Raw genomic sequence first — 17,846 nt, forward strand, 5'->3', positions numbered from 1 at the left:
AGATCTGTATTATAAAGAGTTCTCGATACTATGCTCTCGCGTTAAGGCGCTCCAGCATCACTCGAACTGACAGAGGTTGTCCGTTCGAAAGCGTTTAGTCTTTAGCTTGTAGTTGATAGGGAGTAAGGTTCTCTCCCGAAAGTTTTCGGGATGCACTTCGACAAGCTCAGTGTGACACGTTCCAACTGACACGGGTTGTCACTTCGAGTGAATGCCGAAACCTGCTAAGGTTGTGGTATTTGTATCGAGAAGCGTTTTGGAGTAGTAGTTTTGGTTTAATCGGGATCTGTATTGCAAAGAGTTCTCGATACGATGTTCTCGCGCTAGGGCGCTCCAGCATCACTCGAACTGACATAGCTTGTCTTTTCGAACACAATTGAGAATTAATAAGAATCATAACGATTTAAATAGTGTATAGTATTAGAATATATCAATTGGTTTGGGTTTTACTGCTTATACTGGGTTCTGCTTCAATGCAGGGGCAAGCGCAGCAGGAGGAGCAAGAAGGCTTTAATTTTACACTTACCGGGCGGGGACTTGCAGCTACGGGTAATGAAAACCCATTTTGGATGTATAGCAATCAATACGGTAGGTTGGATGCACAAACCGGGGTTCTGGCCTTGGCACAAGCTTCTTTTGTTACTGAATTTAACGAAAACAATCGCCTCGAAATAGGTGGTGGATTGTTGGCAAATGATGGCATATATGACGGTGTTAAAGCCGATGAACTGTACGCAACCTATACCTGGGACTGGTTGGAGATCAATGCCGGTTTAAAACACCGGGATCGTAAGTTGCGTGGGATTTCGAGTGTAGACGGGGATATCATGTGGAGCAATAATGCAAGAGCCCTACCGGGAGTGTATATCCAAATGCTAAAGCCGCTAAAGATCTTTAAGTGGTTTGAGGCTTCGGCTACTTTTGGACATTATTTTCTGGAAGAAGACCGCTACGTGTCTAACGCACAGGTGCATCATAAAAGTTTAGAATTGGCCTTAGTCTTTTCTCCCGGAGATCGACTAAGTGGAAGTATGAAGCATTATGTGCAGTTTGGGGGTACATCGCCGAGGTATGGAAAGCAGCCTGCTGACTTTAAAAACCTGATCAATATCTTTTTTGGGCAAGGAGGCTCTGGAGATTCAGGTGCTTTTGTGGGGGATCAGATCAACAGCCTAGGGAATGGGTTAGGTTCGTATGAACTCGCCTATGAGATGACGCGAGCTGATTTTTATTTGAGACTCTATCATCAAAGCATTTTTGAAGACACCTCGGGGATCGAACTCAGTAACTTTCCTGATGGGGTGTGGGGGGCTTATTTAGAACCCGAAGGAATCTCTTGGTTGGATGCTATTGACTTGGAATATGTACAAACCGTTTCCCAAAGTGGGCGTTATGGAGATGATAGCAATGGTGGTAGTTTGAGTGGTGGAGATAGCTACTTTTGGAACGGGATTTATCAAACCGGATGGAACTATCAGAATCGCATCATTGGCTTACCGTTTATCATACCCGGGGGGTATGGCCAAAGTAATGTAAATGACCGCAGTTATGTAGTGCATTTGGGCGCTACAGGGAGCTTGGGTAAGTTTCAGTATCGTGGAAAGTTAAGCTATGTAACCAATTTGGGGACTTACAATACTCCTTATCAACCCCGGGAGCACGCGCTATATAGTTATGGCGAACTGGGGTATAGCACTTCTTTTGGAAGGTTTACCGGAACCCTAGGGGTAGATTGGAGCGATCGTACCCAAAATACGCTGGGTGTAGGGTTGGGGTATACGTATCGGTTTAAAATGTGAGAGATTCCCTTCTCCAAGGGAATAGAAAATAAAGTTTAAAAGTGAAAGATTCCCTTTTTCAAGGGAATAGAAAAATAAAGATCGAAGTAAAAGATTCCCTTTTTCAAGGGAATGGAAATAAAGTTTAAAAGTGAAAGATTCCCTTCTTCAAGGGAATGAAATTAAGAATACTCTTTATGAAAGTGAAAAACATCTGTTGTATTGGTGCCGGCTATGTGGGCGGACCTACCATGGCGATCATCGCCCAGAAATCACCGGAAATTAATGTGACGGTGGTCGATATCAATGAAAAACGTATTGCGGCCTGGAACGACCCGGATGTAGAAAAGATTCCCATTTATGAACCGGGACTTTCTGAAGTAGTGGCAGAAGCCCGAGGCCGTAACCTGTTTTTTTCAACGGATGTAGATGCTGCGATCGATGCAGCCGATATGATTTTCATTTCAGTAAATACGCCCACCAAAACCTACGGAATGGGTAAAGGCATGGCTGCGGATTTGAAGTATATTGAGTTGTGCGCACGGCAGATCGCGCGCGTAGCTAAGAATGATAAGATCATTGTCGAGAAGTCGACCTTGCCCGTACGCACAGCAGAGGCCTTAAAGCGTATTTTAGACAATACCGGAAATGGGGTAAACTTTCAGATTCTGTCAAACCCTGAGTTTTTAGCAGAAGGTACCGCGGTAACCGACTTGCATAAACCTGATCGCGTACTTATAGGAGGAGATCTAGATACCGAAGCCGGTCGCGAAGCGATTCAGGCCTTGGTGGATGTATATGGGCATTGGGTTTCTGATGATAATATTTTGACTACTAATGTGTGGTCTTCTGAGCTGTCTAAATTGACCGCCAATGCCTTTTTAGCACAGCGGGTTTCCAGCATCAATGCGATGTCTGAACTTTGTGAAGTGACGGAAGCTGATGTGCAGGAGGTAGCCAAAGCTATTGGGATGGATAGCCGCATAGGTCCTAAATTCTTAAAAGCTTCTGTAGGTTTTGGAGGCTCTTGTTTTCAAAAAGATATCCTGAATTTGGTGTATATCGCCAAATCGTTTGGTTTGAATGAAGTGGCTGATTACTGGGAGCAGGTGATCCTCATGAACGATCATCAAAAACGCCGTTTTGCTGCCAAGATCGTCAAGACTTTATTCAATACGGTTTCCGGAAAGAAAATCGCGCTCTTAGGTTGGGCCTTTAAAAAGGATACCAACGATACCCGCGAGTCGGCAGCCATTTATGTGGCCGATTATTTGCTGAATGAGCAAGCCGAGATCGTGGTGTATGATCCTAAAGTGACTCAGGAACAAATCCTGGCTGATCTGGATTATCTGGGTACGCGTTCAGAAGCAGAAAACCGTAAGTTGATCAGCGTTGTGAATTCAGCGCAGAAGGCTTGCGAAGCTGCTCATGCGGTTGCGGTGATGACCGAATGGGATGCATTTAAAGCCCTAGACTGGGAAGCGATCTATGAAAGCATGTTAAAACCAGCCTTCTTATTTGACGGGCGACGCTTGCTGGATAAAGAGGCCTTGACGGCGATAGGTTTTGAATTCTATGCTATAGGGAGTTAGAGCCCTCATCCCCGACCCTTCTCCCAAAGGGAGAAGGGAGATGAATTCTATAAACTTTTTCTAAAAAACGTAGTTTGTCACTTCGAGTGAATTGAGCGGAGTGTTAACGGAGCTTAATTTGTATCGAGAAGTCTTAGGAGTAAGGCTGTTTAATTTATGATTCGGGGTAGGGTTCTCGATACGATGTTCTCGCGCTAAGGCGCTCCAACATCACTCGAACTGACACAGATTGTCACTTCGAAAGCGTTTAGTCTTTAGCTTTTAGTCGATAGGGAATAAAGTTCTAGACTGCACTTCGACAAGCTCAGTGTGACATGCTCCAACTGACAGGCTTGTCACTTCGAGTGAATTAGGCGGAGTGTTAATGGAGCTTAATTTGTATCGAGAAGTTTTTTAGAGTAACGGTTTTAGTTTAATCAGGATTTTTATTACTTAGAGTTCTCGACTGCGCTCGAACTGACAAGAAATTTTTAAATGATAAAAACAGTACTGTTTTAATGAAAGGCATCATCCTGGCAGGAGGAACAGGTACCCGTTTGTATCCTGTAACCAAAGCAGTATCCAAACAGCTGTTGAATGTGTATGATAAGCCAATGATCTATTACCCCTTATCGGTATTGATGTTGGCCGGGATTCGTGAGATTTTGATCATTTCTACCCCTGAAGATCTTCCGCAGTTTAAGCGCCTTTTGGGTGATGGTTCTTGCTTAGGTTTGTATCTTGATTATCAAGTGCAGCCCAGTCCTGATGGCCTCGCACAGGCCTTTATACTCGGTGCAGACTTTATCGGTCAAGATTCGGTGTGTATGGTTTTAGGAGATAATATTTTTTATGGTCATGGCTTTACAGAAGAACTGAAGCGTGCCGTAACCCGGGTAGAGACCACACAGGAAGCTACGGTATTTGGATACTATGTAAACGACCCACAACGCTATGGGGTGGTTGATTTTGACAGTTCCGGAACGGTTTTGAGTATCGAAGAAAAACCTAAAGTGCCCAAGAGTAATTATGCGGTGACCGGGCTTTACTTTTATCCCAATGATGTGGTGAAGAACGCTTTGCAGGTTAAACCCAGTGCACGTGGAGAATTAGAGATCACCACCTTGAATGAAATGTACAGAAAGGAAAACCGACTTCAGGTGGCGCTTTTGGGCAGAGGTTATGCCTGGTTAGATACGGGGACTCACGAATCTATGCTTGAAGCTTCCAATTTTATACATACTATTGAGAAACGTCAGGGCTTAAAGGTGGCGTGTATCGAAGAGATCGCTTTTGATAACGGGTATATCTCCAGAGCGCAACTATTAGAACTGGCAGCACCCCTTAATAAAAATGAATACGGTCAATATTTGATCCGTAAAGCAGAAAAACCTTTAGTGTGATCTACGAGCGATGTAGTATACCCGATGTGATTTTATGTAAGCCTAAAGTGTTTGAGGATGCACGGGGGTATTTTACAGAAACATTCAGACAGGATCAATTGGATGCCTTTTTAGGCTTTACGATCAACTTTTGTCAGGATAACCAGTCGATGTCAACCTATGGGGTCGTACGTGGACTGCATTTTCAACTTCCGCCTTTTGCTCAGACCAAATTGGTACGCGTACTGCATGGGAAGATTTTAGATGTAGCGGTAGATGTAAGAAGGGATTCCCCTAGCTTTGGGAAGCACGTGTCTGTTGTGCTTTCAGCAGAAAACAAACATCAGTTGCTCGTGCCGCGCGGATTTGCCCACGGCTTTGCAGTACTTTCAGAAAAAGCTGTTATTGCCTATAAATGCGATCAGTATTATGCTCCGGAGCACGAAGCCGGAATCTTTTATAAGGATGAGCAGCTCAATATCGACTGGCAGTTGCCTGCCGAAGCGGTGCTTACCTCCGAAAAAGACCGTTTGCTTCCATCTTTTGAGCAGGCAAATCATTTTGAAGCATCTTCTAAATTATATAGCCTTTGAGGGTTTTGATCACAGGAGCTCAGGGACAATTGGGACGCGAACTTGCTTTGCGTAAGCCTGAAGAAGTAGTGTTTCTTTTAAAGTCCAAAAAAGCCTTAGACCTCACCGATAGTACTGCTTTAGAAAGGCTATTGGTAGAAGAGCAGATTACAACAGTGATCAACTGTGCGGCCTATACCGCTGTAGACGCCGCAGAAATACATAAAGAAAAGGCCTTTGCCATAAACGGAACGGCGGTAAAGACTTTGGGAGCGCTCTGTAAAAAACATGGGATACGACTGATACACATTTCAACCGATTATGTTTTTGACGGGGAAGCTTGTCAACCCTATCAAACCGACGCTGTTTGTAATCCTGTAAATGCCTATGGGGCATCCAAGCGAGAGGGAGAGGAAGCCTTGCTGGCTCTTGAAGTGCCTGATTGTGCCATAATTCGTACCTCCTGGTTATACTCCTCCTTTGGAGAAAATTTTGTAAAAACCATGTTGCGATTGGGGCAAGAGAAAGAACAATTAAATGTAGTGGACGATCAAGTGGGTAGTCCTACCTATGCAGGAGATCTGGCCGATTTTATACTGAAGTATGCATTGGGTTTTCGATCAACTACGACTAGGATTTTGCATTATACCAATGAAGGGATGTGCTCCTGGTATGATTTTGCGATAGAAATTATGAGGCTGGCCGGCTTGTCCTGTGATGTTCGGCCGATACCTGCTTCAGCCTACCCCACACAAGCAAAGCGTCCTTCCTACTCGGTATTGGATACACATGCATTAAAGAAAGAATTTGGAGTTCCTATCCCGTATTGGAGGTCAAGTCTGGAAACCTGTATAAAGCAACTTAAGCCTGCAAGCTAGAATGAAACAAAACGATACGCTATTGATCACAGGGGGTGCCGGATTTATCGGGTCTAATTTTATCCCGTATTATCTGGAAGAATACCCCGAGGTGCATATCGTTAATTTGGATGCGTTGACCTATGCAGGAAGTTTAGCTAATCTAAACGAAGTAGCGCAGCATCCTAGATATACCTTTGTGCATGGAAACATTTGTGATCGTGCCTTAGTAGAGAAGCTGTTTGAAAAATACCGATTTACCGGGGTGATCCATTTTGCCGCTGAATCTCACGTAGATAATAGCATTAAAAACCCCGGGGTTTTTATAGAAACCAACGTGACCGGAACCTTTACGCTTTTGGATGTTGCTTATACCTACTGGATGGAAGCTCCTTTTGCGTATAAAGCAGCGTTTAAAAATGCACGCTTTCATCACATTTCCACAGATGAAGTATATGGCAGCTTAGGTCCTACGGGTTTATTTACAGAAGAAACCCCGTATGCGCCTAATTCCCCTTACAGCGCCAGCAAGGCTTCTTCAGATATGTTGGTGCGGAGCTATCACCACACTTATGGGTTGAATACGGTAATCACCAATTGCTCGAATAATTACGGCCCAAAGCAGCATGAAGAAAAGCTGATTCCCACCATCATCCGTAAAGCCTTAGCAGGAGAAGCAATACCTATCTATGGAGACGGCAAAAACATCCGGGATTGGTTGTATGTTTTAGACCATTGTAAAGGCATTGCGTTGGTATACCATAAGGGGATTGCAGGTGAAATTTATAATATTGGAGGTCGTAACGAGTATCCCAATATCGCAATTGCCCAACGTATTTGTGAATTACTGGATGCTATGCAGCCTAAAGCATCGGGGAGTTATGTGGAGCAGATCCATTATGTGGCCGATCGTGCCGGGCACGATCGCAGATATGCTATTGATGCATCCAAAATTGAAAACCAACTGAGGTGGAAGGCTCAGGAAACTTTTGAAACCGGAATATTAAAGACGGTTCAGTATTATTTAAATATATTTGACGACAATTAACATAAATCACAGCAGTTTTATACGCTGATCAACTTAGTTATCTAGCAATTATGAAAGTAGCATTAATCACCGGGGTGACCGGACAAGACGGCGCTTATCTAAGCGAATTTTTATTAAAAAAAGGATATCAGGTACATGGTCTCAAGAGACGGGCCTCTTTATTCAATACCGATCGTATCGATCATTTGTATCAAGATCCACATGTAGAAAATAGAAATTTTATTCTACACTATGGAGATATGACAGACAGTACGAATCTTATCCGTCTAATTCAAGAAATACAACCCGATGAGATTTACAATCTCGCCGCGATGAGTCATGTGCAGGTCTCTTTTGAAGTTCCTGAATATACAGGAAATGCAGACGGATTGGGTACCTTGCGTATTCTGGATGCGGTACGACTTTTAGGCTTGGGGGATAAAACCCGTATTTATCAAGCTTCTACCTCAGAACTCTATGGGAAAGTGCAAGAAGTTCCACAAACGGAAACTACGCCGTTCTATCCACGTTCGCCTTATGCGGTGGCTAAGATGTATGCCTATTGGATCACGGTAAACTATAGAGAGGCCTATGGCATGTATGCGTGTAACGGAATTTTATTTAATCATGAATCGCCGATTCGTGGAGAAACTTTTGTAACCCGTAAAATTACCCGTGCGGCATCGCGTATCGCTTTAGGACTTCAGGATAAAATCTATTTAGGGAATCTGGATGCAAAGAGGGACTGGGGTCACGCCAAAGATTATGTGCGGATGATGTGGATGATTCTACAGGCAGATGAAGCGGAAGATTGGGTAATTGCAACCAATACAACTACACCAGTTCGGGATTTTGTGCGTATGGCCTTTGGTCACGCAGGGATTGAACTGGAGTTTAAAGGTGAAGGTGTGGATGAGAAAGGCTATGTGAAGTCATGCAGCAACCCAGATTATCAACTGGAAATCGGGAAAGAAGTACTGGCAGTAGATCCTAAGTATTTTAGACCTACCGAAGTAGATTTATTGATAGGAGATGCTACAAAAGCCAAAGAGAAACTGGGCTGGGTACCGGAGTATGATCTTAAAGACCTGGTAAACGATATGATGCAAAGTGATCTCAAACTGATGAAAAAAGATCAGTACTTGAAGGATGGCGGGTACCGTATTTTAAATTATTTTGAGTAAACACGAATTACACGGATAGAAAATACGAATTACGCGGATTTATTGATTGGGTACTATGGGGAAGTTGATTTATGAAGAAGAGAGTTACGCGATTATAGGTGCTTGTATGCAGGTTCATAAATCATTAGGAAACGGATTTCTGGAATCGGTTTATCAGGAAGCACTGGCGCGTGAATTGGTTAATCGAAACATTCCATTTTTGACTAAACATAAGATAGAGGTGTTTTATGAGGATCAGAAACTGAATAAATTTTTTGTAGCCGACTTTGTATGCTTTGAGCATATCGTGCTTGAACTAAAAGCTACTGCTATACTTACTGAATCGATGATTGCTCAAACTATAAATTACCTGAAAGCGACCCGTATGGAATTGGGGTTGTTAGTCAACTTTGGAGCGAAAGGCCTAAGGTGGAAACGTTTTATCAACACAAACAGCATGCGTGACTAATCCGCGATAATCCGGGTAAATCCGCGAAATTATACTATGGAAAATAATTCAAAAATATATGTTGCGGGCCATCGTGGCCTGGTAGGTTCAGCGATTGTTAAAAATTTGGAAGCTAAAGGCTATACCAATCTGATATTTCGAACGAGTAGTGAACTGGACTTACGGGATGCACAGGCGGTAGCTAGTTTCTTTGAAAGCGAGCAACCGGATTATGTGTTTCTCGCTGCAGCTAAAGTAGGAGGAATTGTAGCAAATAATACCTATCGGGCTGATTTTATTTATGAGAACCTGATGATTCAGAATAATGTGATCCATCAGGCCTATGTACATGGGGTGCAAAAATTATTGTTTTTAGGTAGTACCTGTATTTACCCCAAAAACTGTCCGCAGCCGATGAAGGAGGACTATCTGTTGACCGATACTTTAGAGTACACTAATGAGCCTTATGCCATTGCAAAGATTGCCGGGATCAAGATGTGCGAGAGTTATAACCTGCAGTACGGGACTAATTTTATCTCGGTTATGCCCACCAATCTGTATGGGCCTAACGATAATTTTGATCTGGAGAAGTCCCATGTCTTACCTGCGCTCATACGCAAAATGCATCTGGGTAAAGCCTTGGAACAAAACGATTGGAAAACACTAAGAGCTGATCTGAATAAGCTGCCGATTGAAGGCGTGGATGGCAATGCCACGGAAGAAGTAATTCTAGATATTCTTAAAAAATATGGAGTAACCTTCTCCTCTCCCATTGGGGAAGGCCGGGTGGGGGCCGTAGAAATCTGGGGTTCAGGCAAACCCATGCGCGAATTTTTATGGAGTCAGGATATGGCCGATGCCTGTGTCTTTATTATGGAAAACCGCGATTTTGCTGATGTCACCCCGAGCGCAGTCGAGGAGCTAAACCCTAATAAAAGGGAAGTGCGAAACACCCATATCAACATCGGTACCGGAGAAGATGTATCAATTTATGATTTGGCACATCTTGTTAAAGAAACCGTTGGTTTTAAAGGAGAGCTTTATTTTAATGCTGATAAGCCGGATGGAACGATGAAGAAACTGACGGACGTCTCAAAATTGAAAGCATTGGGTTGGAAGTTTGATGTAACACTAGAAAATGGAGTTGAAAAAATTTATAGTTGGTATAAAGCTTAAATTATGTTTGCCATTATACTATGAAATAAAAAAGTTTAATTGGCTCTTTAATTGGCTCTTTAATTGGCTCTTTAATTGTTAAAAGGTTTTAAAATTTAATAAATTTGTCTTAATCCAATACCACACAATAGTTAGTTAATTATACATAAGAAGAGAAAGTTTAAGAAGAAGTATTAATGTATAGTAACAGACCTATTTTAATGTTTTTGACACTATTTGGAAAAATAAATTTTTCTATTATTTATTTTTGTCTAACGTGTTTAATACGGAAAAATTTATGATTTTTAGAGATCAGATTTTTAAATTGTACAGGAGTTTTGGTATAACTAGTTACCGAACTAAAAATATAGCTAATCACATTGGGTGGTCTATGTTTTACAAAATGGGAAGTATTTTAGCAAGTTTCCTTATAGTTCCTCTGACAATAAGTTATCTAAATACCGAGAATTACGGTGTCTGGTTAACTATAAGTTCTTTTATTGGTTGGTTTTCTTTTTTTGATATAGGCTTAGGTAATGGACTTAGAAATAAATTTGCGGAGGCCAAAGCGCTTGGAAACTTTAAAGATGCTAAGGCATTTGTAAGCACAGCTTATTACACGATTGGTATTATTAGCTTAATTATTGTAATTATTTTTACTATTGTAAATCAATTTATAAACTGGGCACAAATTTTTAATGCAAAATCGGATTTACAAAATGAGCTAACGATTTTATTACCCATTGTTTTCAGTTTTTTCGCACTTAGGCTTATTGTTAGTTTAATTACAAGTATATATCAAGCTGATCAAAATCATTCGATTCAGGTAAAAGTTCAATTTTTTGGACAGGCATTATCTTTATTTGCAATTTGGCTTTTAACTAAAATGGATAAAAGTTCTTTACTTGTTTTTGGAGTTGCTTTTTCAGCATTGCCAGTAATAATTTTAGCAGGGCTTAATATTTTCGCTTTTAGGACAACTTTTAAAGCTTTTAAGCCAAAATTATCTCTTTGGAAAAAGAAATATTTGAAAGAAATAACAGGGCTAGGGTTTAGATTTTTTATTGTACAAATAGCCGCTATGATATTATTTTCAACCGATAATTTTATAATTAGTAAGCTTTTTGGACCAGAAGAAGTAGTGCCTTATAATGTCGCTTTTAAATACTTTTCAATTATAACTATGATTTATACAATTATAATTGCCCCTTATTGGTCATCTTTTACAGAAGCTTATTCACAGAAGGATTTTAATTGGATCAAAAAATCAGTTAAGAATATTCAAAAAATATGGTTACTTGTTCCTTTTGTACTTACTGGTATGGTTTGTACTGCTGATTGGTTTTATGAATTTTGGATAGGAGATAATATACACGTACCATTAAAATTATCTTTGGCTATGGCATTATTTGTACTATTGCTAACATTTAATATGATTTACGTGAATTTTATTAATGGAGTTGGGAAAATAAAAGTTCAACTAATTACTTCCTTAATTTCCATGGCTATAAATATTCCATTAAGTATCTATTTAGGAAAATATCTCGGTTGGGGATCAACTGGAGTAATTTTAGCAACTTGTTTTAGTTTAAGCTATTCGGTAATATTGAGACCGCTTCAATACCATAAAATAATTAATAATAATGCCGAAGGGATTTGGAATAAATAACTTTATGAAAAATATTATATTTTTAAAAAATTACACTAAAAGTTTCTTAAGGGCACATCTTAAGGGGGTAAATAATAATTTAGAAAAACCTTTTCCTGATATAGGAATTCTTAATCCTTCAATAGGGACATCGAATTTGGGAGATTTAATAATTTACGATAGTGTTTATAAAGAGCTTAGAGATTTATATCCTGATGGTCTTTTTACTGATTTTCCAACGCAAATTCATACCGCATTTGACTCAAAAGCTTTTATGAGAGAAAAAGATTTGCTTTTTATTTCCGGTACGAATCTACTTTCTTCAAATATGGAAGAAAGACATCAATGGAAAATTCATAATGGGCACAAGAAATTTTTGAATAATAAGACTGTTTTAATGGGTTGCGGATGGTGGCAATATCAAAGTGACATAAATACTTATACAGAAAACCTTTACAAATCTGTATTTAATAAACAAGTTTTACATTCAGCTAGGGATCAGTATACTGTTGATAAATTACAGAGTATAGGTATTGATAATGTTATAAACACAACTTGCCCTACTCTCTGGAGGTTAACTCCAGATAAATGTAAGCTTGTTCCAATAAATAAAGGTAACGTAGTTGTTACCACATTGACATTTTATCATAAAAACTCTGAATTAGACTATAGAATGTTAGAAATTCTTTCTAAGAATTATGAAAAGGTCTACTTATGGATTCAAGGAATGGCTGACGTACATTACTATAATGAAATAGATTCAGGGTTTACAAATATTGAATTAATACCCCCTAATATAGAGGCTTATAATCTTATTTTACAAAAACCAAATATCGATTACATAGGTACTAGACTGCACGCAGGAGTTCGTGCTCTTCAGAAAAATGTTAGGACCTTAATTTTGGCAGTTGATAATAGAGCAATTGAAATAGGTAGAGATGTAAATCTTAATGTTATAAAGCGTGAAAATGTTGATGATTGTGAAGATTTTATTAAGAAAGAGTATACTACTGATATTCAATTGCCAAACGACAATATCAATAAATGGAAGCAAAGTATATTATCTAATAAATAATGAGAGTATTATGGTTTAGTAATACAGCATCCCTATATGATCAGGGTAAACATCATTATAATGGTGGTGGATGGATCGAATCTTTAGAAACTTTATTAAGTGAAAGTGATGAAATTGATTTGGGTATATGTTTTTTTCACAATCAAGATTCTGGCAGGAGGGTTGGAAAGGACAACACAATTTATTACCCTATAAAAAGAAATACTTTTCGGCAAAAACCTTTTCATACTATCTTTAAGAATTGGAAAGGTGAGTTAGAAAATTCAAAAATTTATTTGTCAAAATTTATAGAAGTTGTAGAAGATTTTAAACCTGACGTGATTCAAATATTTGGTACGGAGGGGGTTTTTGCTCAGATACAAGAATCTGTTTCTGTTCCTGTTGTTATTCATATTCAAGGGGTAATAAACCCATATATTCAAGCCTTTTATCCACCGAATGTTAACAAATATGATTTTCTTTTTAGTAAAATATTTTTTCTGAAAAATATTTTCGGGACAAGCCCTCCTTTTTACTTAAAAAAATTTAAAAGGCAAGGTTGTAGGGAGAAAATTTATTATCGTAATGCAAAATATCTGATGGGGAGGACTAATTGGGATAATCAATTAGTATCTCTATTAGCTCCTCAAGCTAAATATTTTCATCTAAATGAGGTGCTGAGAACTGATTTTTACAATTTCGACGAAAATTCTTTACCTAATAATCCGCAAAAACTTACTTTAGTTTCCACAATATCTCCTACCGTGTATAAAGGTATTGATATCTTATTAAGAACAGCTGAATTATTAAAAAATGAAGTAAAGATTGACTTTGAATGGAAAGTATTAGGAATTAGTGAAGATCAGGATATTCTGCGCTTTTTTGAGAAAAAACTAAAAATAAAAGCTAAAAATAATAATTTATTTTTTCTCGGAAAAAAAGGGAAGAATGAGTTAAAATCAATTCTACTAAGTTCATCCTTATTTGTACATCCCTCTTATATTGATAATAGTCCCAATAGTGTTTGCGAGGCGCAAATTTTGGGGATTCCAATAATAGCTTTTGATGTGGGTGGTATATCGTCCATTATTACAAATAATTTTTCTGGTATTTTAGTACCAGCTAATGATATTTACCAGTTAGCTTCTAAGATTACAGAGTATAAGTGTAATCCAGATAAAAATATTAAAATGAGTAAGGAAGGAAAAAACCAGGCTGAAATTAGACATGATAGAAAGAAGATAAGAGAGGGCTTATTAGAAATTTATAATTATATATTGACTGACTCTATTTTAGATTCCTAAATTTTTTATAGGCTTAAAGCGAGGCGTAAAATTAGTAGTTCAGTCAAAATATTAATTTTTTAATAGCAAGAATGATAAATAGAATAAAATTACCTAATGCTCTATTATTTCTTATTTTGTGTTCTTTGCCATTTATGCAATTAGGATTTACGTATTACATTTCTGTTTTTTTTCTTTTATTTCTAGTATCTTTTCTAAGTGCATTCTCAGTAAAATTTTTTTTCGGGTTCAATGCTAAATTCTTGATATTTGGAAGTTTATTTTTTTTTATCAAGGTTTTTAGTTTAGTTGTAGCAGAGGAGAATTTTTCATACCGTGATATATTACTTCCCTTAAGAGAACTATTGTGTTTTATAGGAATTATTGTAATAAGTCTTTATTTAAAGCAATGTGTAGTTGATATAAAAAAAGTTCAAGTTTTTTTTCTTTTATTTCTTACAACAATTCTTGTTTTAGTTATTTCACAGTATATTTTTTTCTCACGAGGTATTTACGTTGGTCTGCCAATTGATTTTTTTGTGATCAATGAGGCTACTTTATCTGGATCCGAAAAAGCTTTGAGATTTGGTACTAGGTATAGGCCTACTTCTTTTTATGGAGAACCTTCTTATACATCTTGGATAACGCTGTCTATACTTACAATTATCTTATTTAGAAACGAATTTAATAAAATCTTTAAACTTAAAGTTATATTCGTTTGTTTTGGAATTGTTCTAATATCTCAAGCAGTATCTGGGGTGTTAGCTATTTTAGTTACTACATTAGCGTATTTCCTATATTATTCAAACAGTAATATTCTGAAAAAAATTAGATTTTTGATAGCAGCTGGAATAGTCTTTACCTTGAGTATTTATCTTTCAGAAGAATTGCAGAGTCGGATTTACGCAATACTTTCAAATGAAGATGTATCTTCTAATATTAGATTTCTAGAACCGTACCTTATCTTAAAAGATATGGTGAATAATGCTAATTTTTTTGGTGTTAGTAATTATAGTGAACTTATGTCAATAATAGACAATGCTGGTTTTGGTTTGATAATTCAATATGGCGTAATATCTATATTCATTCTAATTTTATTATTGAAATTTGTAAAGAATAAAATTTTATGGCTATATCTTATTTTATCTTTAAATTTTAATGGCACGTTTTTTAGATTTGATAAGGTTTTAGTAATAAGCTTAGTAGTTGGAATGAGTTATTGTATACTCAAGTCTGATGAAAAGCAACAAAAAAGAAAAATTGTTTGGTAACTTTTAAGAAAATTATTCGAATACTTTTGTATTCGATACAAATCCCTCTAGATTTTGTTTATTGTTATTGGTATCTAGGAAGCTGGGACTGGTCTTGGAGATTATGGGGATTTCCACTTGTTCAGAAACATTCTAAGGCAAAAATAACCCTTGGTAAAGATTTAATTTTATGTAGCAAACCTGAGAAAAATTCAATTGGAGTATTTCAAAAAGTAATTATCAAAGCTATTTTACCGAACGCTATTATAAAAATTGGTAATAACGTAGGAATTTCTGGAGCTACCATCTCAGGTTCTAATATACATATTGGAGATAATGTTTTAATCGGCAGCGGCGTTTTAATTTCAGATAGCGATGCGCACCCCATTCATCCTGATCTTAGGAATCAAAATGAGTATATAATTTCTAAACCAATAAAAATTGAGGACGATGTTTTCATTGGGGCACGTTCAATAATTTTGAAAGGTGTCACGATAGGCAGAGGTTCTGTTATAGGAGCAGGTTCTGTTGTTTCCAAATCAATTCCTCCAATGTCTATTGCAGCAGGTAATCCAGCAAAGGTCATAAGTCAAATACAAAATGTGGATTATTATCTACAGAAGGGGTAGAATTTAAACACAAAGAATTTACCATTATGAGGATAGCTGTACTTTTAACTTGTTTTAATAGGAAACAGAAAACCCTTGATTGCCTTACTTCGCTATATAGTATAGATAAGGGTTTTTTTGAAATATTCTTAGTTGATGATGGTTCAATTGACGGTACATCGAAGGCTGTAAAAAGATCATTTCCAAATGTAAATATCTTAAATGGTAACGGTAATTTATTTTGGAGTAGAGGGATGTTAGAAGCATGGAAACATGCATTTAAATATGATTTTGACTTTTATCTTTGGATGAATGATGATGTTGAATTATTATCAAAGGCTATTGATGAGCTATTGTTTTGTTCGAAATTGAAGGATCATAAAGCTATTATATCTGGTCTTATTCTTGATAAGGGAAGCGGTAATATAATTTACGGGGGGTATGATAAAAATAAAAAGCTTATAGAAGTTTCTGGAACTCTTCAAGATATTACCTATTTGAACGGAAACGTTGTTTTAATTCCAAAATCTATACCTGATACTATTGGATTGTTAGATCCAATTTTTCATCACGATTTAGGAGATGTGGAATATGGTCTACGAGCAATTAAAAATGGTTTTGAAGTTTTAAGTACGAGAGAAGCAGTTGCATTGGGTTATGCAAATAGCATTTGTAGGGAGCGTAAAAATGGCGTGCATATTGTAAAGCGTTTCAAAATTTTGTATTCTCCTTTAGGCAGTAATCCCTTTATAAATTTTTATTACAGAAAAAAATATCAATCCACTTTAAAAGCATCAATATATTTTGTATTCCAGCATTTTCTTAATTTAATACCAGACAAATTGAATACATTTCTGTTTAAAAATAAATATACCTGATTTTGAAAATACTACGTGTCATTGTCACCATGAACCCGTCATACGGAGGTCCTTGTCAAGGTATTCGAAATAGTGTACCCGCACTCCGTAATTTAGGGATTGATACTGAAGTCCTATCGGTAGATGATCCAGAGTCTGATTTCTTAGGTAATGATGATTTTTTAATCCACGCTGTAGGTCCCTCTCGTACTAAATATTCTTTTACTTTCAAGCAAGATTTATGGTTAAAAGATAATTTACATAGATATGAAGCAGTCCTTATTCACGGTTTATGGCAGTACAGTAGTTATGGGGCCTATAAGGTTTGGAGTAGCTTGAAGAAAAAAGGCGTGTCTGTGCCTCCTATGTACATAATGCCTCATGGTATGCTCGATCCTTATTTTCAAAAGGCAAGTGATCGAAAATTAAAAGCATTTAGAAACCGAATATTTTGGAGATTATTTGAAAAGTCTTCTGTGAATGGCGTTAGTGGTATACTTTTCACTTGTGAGCAAGAATTAATTCTTGCGCGAAATACTTTTACCGATTACAAACCTAAAGCTGAAATTAATGTAGGCTATGGTATACAAGAACCACCAAGTTTAAATCAAGCACAAGTAAATGCATTTTATAAAGCGTGTCCGACTCTTAAAAAAAAACCTTATTGGCTATTTTTAAGCCGTATTCATCCCAAAAAGGGTGTTGATAATTTGATTGAAGCCTATAAAATTTTAAAATCAAAAAGAAAATCAATACCAGACTTAGTTATTGCAGGTCCAGGTATGAATACTGATTTTGGTGAAAAGCTACTGCGTCTTACAAATACAGAAACCCAAATACACTTTCCTGGGATGCTTCAGGGAGCTGCCAAATGGGGTGCATTTTATGAATGTGAAGCCTTTGTTTTGACAAGCCATCAGGAAAATTTTGGTATTGCTGTTGTAGAAGCTATGGCTTGTGCGAAGCCTGTTTTGATAAGTAATCAGATTAATATTTGGAGAGAAATTGCCGATGGTGGAGCGGGTTTAGTAGAAAGTGATAGTGTTGCGGGGGCTGTAAAATTGTTTGAAAGATGGTCTAATATGGCTTCGGGAGAACGTGAAAAAATGGGTGAAAATGCTTACAGAACGTATATTGATAAATTCACAACGCAAGCTTTTGCTAATAATCTTATGGAAGTATTCCAAGAATAG

16 protein-coding genes are annotated in these 17,846 nt (G+C 37.5%); all 16 read left to right on the forward strand.

Annotated features, from left to right (window positions below; all coding sequences use genetic code 11):
- Window positions 1-410 precede the first annotated feature (410 nt).
- A complete protein-coding gene (locus tag WA338_RS15005; protein WP_336093967.1) occupies window positions 411-1,799 on the forward strand; it encodes a capsule assembly Wzi family protein in 1,389 nt (462 codons plus the stop codon).
- Between the two features lie 176 nt (window positions 1,800-1,975).
- Window positions 1,976-3,370 carry a nucleotide sugar dehydrogenase gene (locus WA338_RS15010; RefSeq protein ID WP_336093969.1) on the forward strand — a complete coding sequence of 465 codons (1,395 nt, stop codon included), beginning with the start codon at window positions 1,976-1,978 and terminating at the stop codon, window positions 3,368-3,370.
- Between the two features lie 497 nt (window positions 3,371-3,867).
- Window positions 3,868-4,752, forward strand: a complete 885-nt coding sequence (gene rfbA, locus WA338_RS15015; RefSeq protein WP_336093971.1) for a glucose-1-phosphate thymidylyltransferase RfbA — start codon at window positions 3,868-3,870, stop codon at window positions 4,750-4,752.
- Window positions 4,749-5,324 carry a dTDP-4-dehydrorhamnose 3,5-epimerase gene (rfbC, locus tag WA338_RS15020; protein WP_336093973.1) on the forward strand — a complete coding sequence of 192 codons (576 nt, stop codon included), beginning with the start codon at window positions 4,749-4,751 and terminating at the stop codon, window positions 5,322-5,324. The genes rfbA and rfbC overlap by 4 nt, the downstream gene beginning before the upstream one ends.
- A complete protein-coding gene (gene rfbD / locus WA338_RS15025) occupies window positions 5,321-6,181 on the forward strand; it encodes a dTDP-4-dehydrorhamnose reductase (RefSeq protein WP_336093975.1) in 861 nt (286 codons plus the stop codon). The genes rfbC and rfbD overlap by 4 nt, the downstream gene beginning before the upstream one ends.
- A gap of 1 nt (window position 6,182) precedes the next feature.
- On the forward strand, window positions 6,183-7,208 hold the full coding sequence (gene rfbB / locus WA338_RS15030) for a dTDP-glucose 4,6-dehydratase (protein ID WP_336093977.1): 1,026 nt from the start codon (window positions 6,183-6,185) through the stop codon (window positions 7,206-7,208).
- Window positions 7,209-7,258: 50 nt separating this feature from the next.
- The gene (gene gmd / locus WA338_RS15035; protein ID WP_336093979.1) at window positions 7,259-8,371 is read left to right on the forward strand and encodes a GDP-mannose 4,6-dehydratase; all 1,113 of its coding nucleotides are present in this window, start codon (window positions 7,259-7,261) and stop codon (window positions 8,369-8,371) included.
- A 55-nt stretch (window positions 8,372-8,426) separates the two neighbouring features.
- The gene (locus tag WA338_RS15040; protein ID WP_336093981.1) at window positions 8,427-8,819 is read left to right on the forward strand and encodes a GxxExxY protein; all 393 of its coding nucleotides are present in this window, start codon (window positions 8,427-8,429) and stop codon (window positions 8,817-8,819) included.
- A 36-nt stretch (window positions 8,820-8,855) separates the two neighbouring features.
- Entirely contained in the window at window positions 8,856-9,974 is a 1,119-nt protein-coding gene (locus WA338_RS15045; protein ID WP_336093983.1) for a GDP-L-fucose synthase family protein, read from the forward strand.
- A 370-nt stretch (window positions 9,975-10,344) separates the two neighbouring features.
- Complete coding sequence (locus WA338_RS15050) at window positions 10,345-11,622, forward strand: lipopolysaccharide biosynthesis protein (protein ID WP_336094041.1); 1,278 nt, start codon at window positions 10,345-10,347, stop codon at window positions 11,620-11,622.
- Between the two features lie 4 nt (window positions 11,623-11,626).
- The gene (locus tag WA338_RS15055; protein WP_336093985.1) at window positions 11,627-12,676 is read left to right on the forward strand and encodes a polysaccharide pyruvyl transferase family protein; all 1,050 of its coding nucleotides are present in this window, start codon (window positions 11,627-11,629) and stop codon (window positions 12,674-12,676) included.
- Window positions 12,676-13,959 carry a glycosyltransferase family 4 protein gene (locus WA338_RS15060; RefSeq protein ID WP_336093987.1) on the forward strand — a complete coding sequence of 428 codons (1,284 nt, stop codon included), beginning with the start codon at window positions 12,676-12,678 and terminating at the stop codon, window positions 13,957-13,959. The genes WA338_RS15055 and WA338_RS15060 overlap by 1 nt, the downstream gene beginning before the upstream one ends.
- A 71-nt stretch (window positions 13,960-14,030) precedes the next feature.
- Window positions 14,031-15,209: a hypothetical protein gene (locus tag WA338_RS15065; protein ID WP_336093989.1), complete on the forward strand. Its 1,179-nt coding sequence runs from the start codon at window positions 14,031-14,033 to the stop codon at window positions 15,207-15,209.
- Window positions 15,203-15,817 carry a DapH/DapD/GlmU-related protein gene (locus tag WA338_RS15070; protein ID WP_336093991.1) on the forward strand — a complete coding sequence of 205 codons (615 nt, stop codon included), beginning with the start codon at window positions 15,203-15,205 and terminating at the stop codon, window positions 15,815-15,817. Before WA338_RS15065 ends, WA338_RS15070 begins: the two co-directional genes overlap by 7 nt.
- A gap of 26 nt (window positions 15,818-15,843) precedes the next feature.
- On the forward strand, window positions 15,844-16,674 hold the full coding sequence (locus WA338_RS15075; protein WP_336093993.1) for a glycosyltransferase family 2 protein: 831 nt from the start codon (window positions 15,844-15,846) through the stop codon (window positions 16,672-16,674).
- Between the two features lie 2 nt (window positions 16,675-16,676).
- Window positions 16,677-17,846 carry a glycosyltransferase gene (locus tag WA338_RS15080; RefSeq protein WP_336093995.1) on the forward strand — a complete coding sequence of 390 codons (1,170 nt, stop codon included), beginning with the start codon at window positions 16,677-16,679 and terminating at the stop codon, window positions 17,844-17,846.

The organism is Leeuwenhoekiella sp. CH_XMU1409-2 (assembly GCF_037029365.1).
Lineage (GTDB): Bacteria > Bacteroidota > Bacteroidia > Flavobacteriales > Flavobacteriaceae > Leeuwenhoekiella > Leeuwenhoekiella blandensis.

Coding starts and splice junctions, on each gene's coding strand:
- WA338_RS15010 (WP_336093969.1), top strand. CDS start 1,976: ATGAAAGTGAAAAACATCTGTTGTATTGGTGCCGGCTATGTGGGCGGA.
- rfbA (WP_336093971.1), top strand. CDS start 3,868: ATGAAAGGCATCATCCTGGCAGGAGGAACAGGTACCCGTTTGTATCCT.
- rfbB (WP_336093977.1), top strand. CDS start 6,183: ATGAAACAAAACGATACGCTATTGATCACAGGGGGTGCCGGATTTATC.
- gmd (WP_336093979.1), top strand. CDS start 7,259: ATGAAAGTAGCATTAATCACCGGGGTGACCGGACAAGACGGCGCTTAT.
- WA338_RS15040 (WP_336093981.1), top strand. CDS start 8,427: ATGGGGAAGTTGATTTATGAAGAAGAGAGTTACGCGATTATAGGTGCT.
- WA338_RS15045 (WP_336093983.1), top strand. CDS start 8,856: ATGGAAAATAATTCAAAAATATATGTTGCGGGCCATCGTGGCCTGGTA.
- WA338_RS15050 (WP_336094041.1), top strand. CDS start 10,345: ATGTTTTACAAAATGGGAAGTATTTTAGCAAGTTTCCTTATAGTTCCT.
- WA338_RS15055 (WP_336093985.1), top strand. CDS start 11,627: ATGAAAAATATTATATTTTTAAAAAATTACACTAAAAGTTTCTTAAGG.
- WA338_RS15060 (WP_336093987.1), top strand. CDS start 12,676: ATGAGAGTATTATGGTTTAGTAATACAGCATCCCTATATGATCAGGGT.
- WA338_RS15065 (WP_336093989.1), top strand. CDS start 14,031: ATGATAAATAGAATAAAATTACCTAATGCTCTATTATTTCTTATTTTG.
- WA338_RS15075 (WP_336093993.1), top strand. CDS start 15,844: ATGAGGATAGCTGTACTTTTAACTTGTTTTAATAGGAAACAGAAAACC.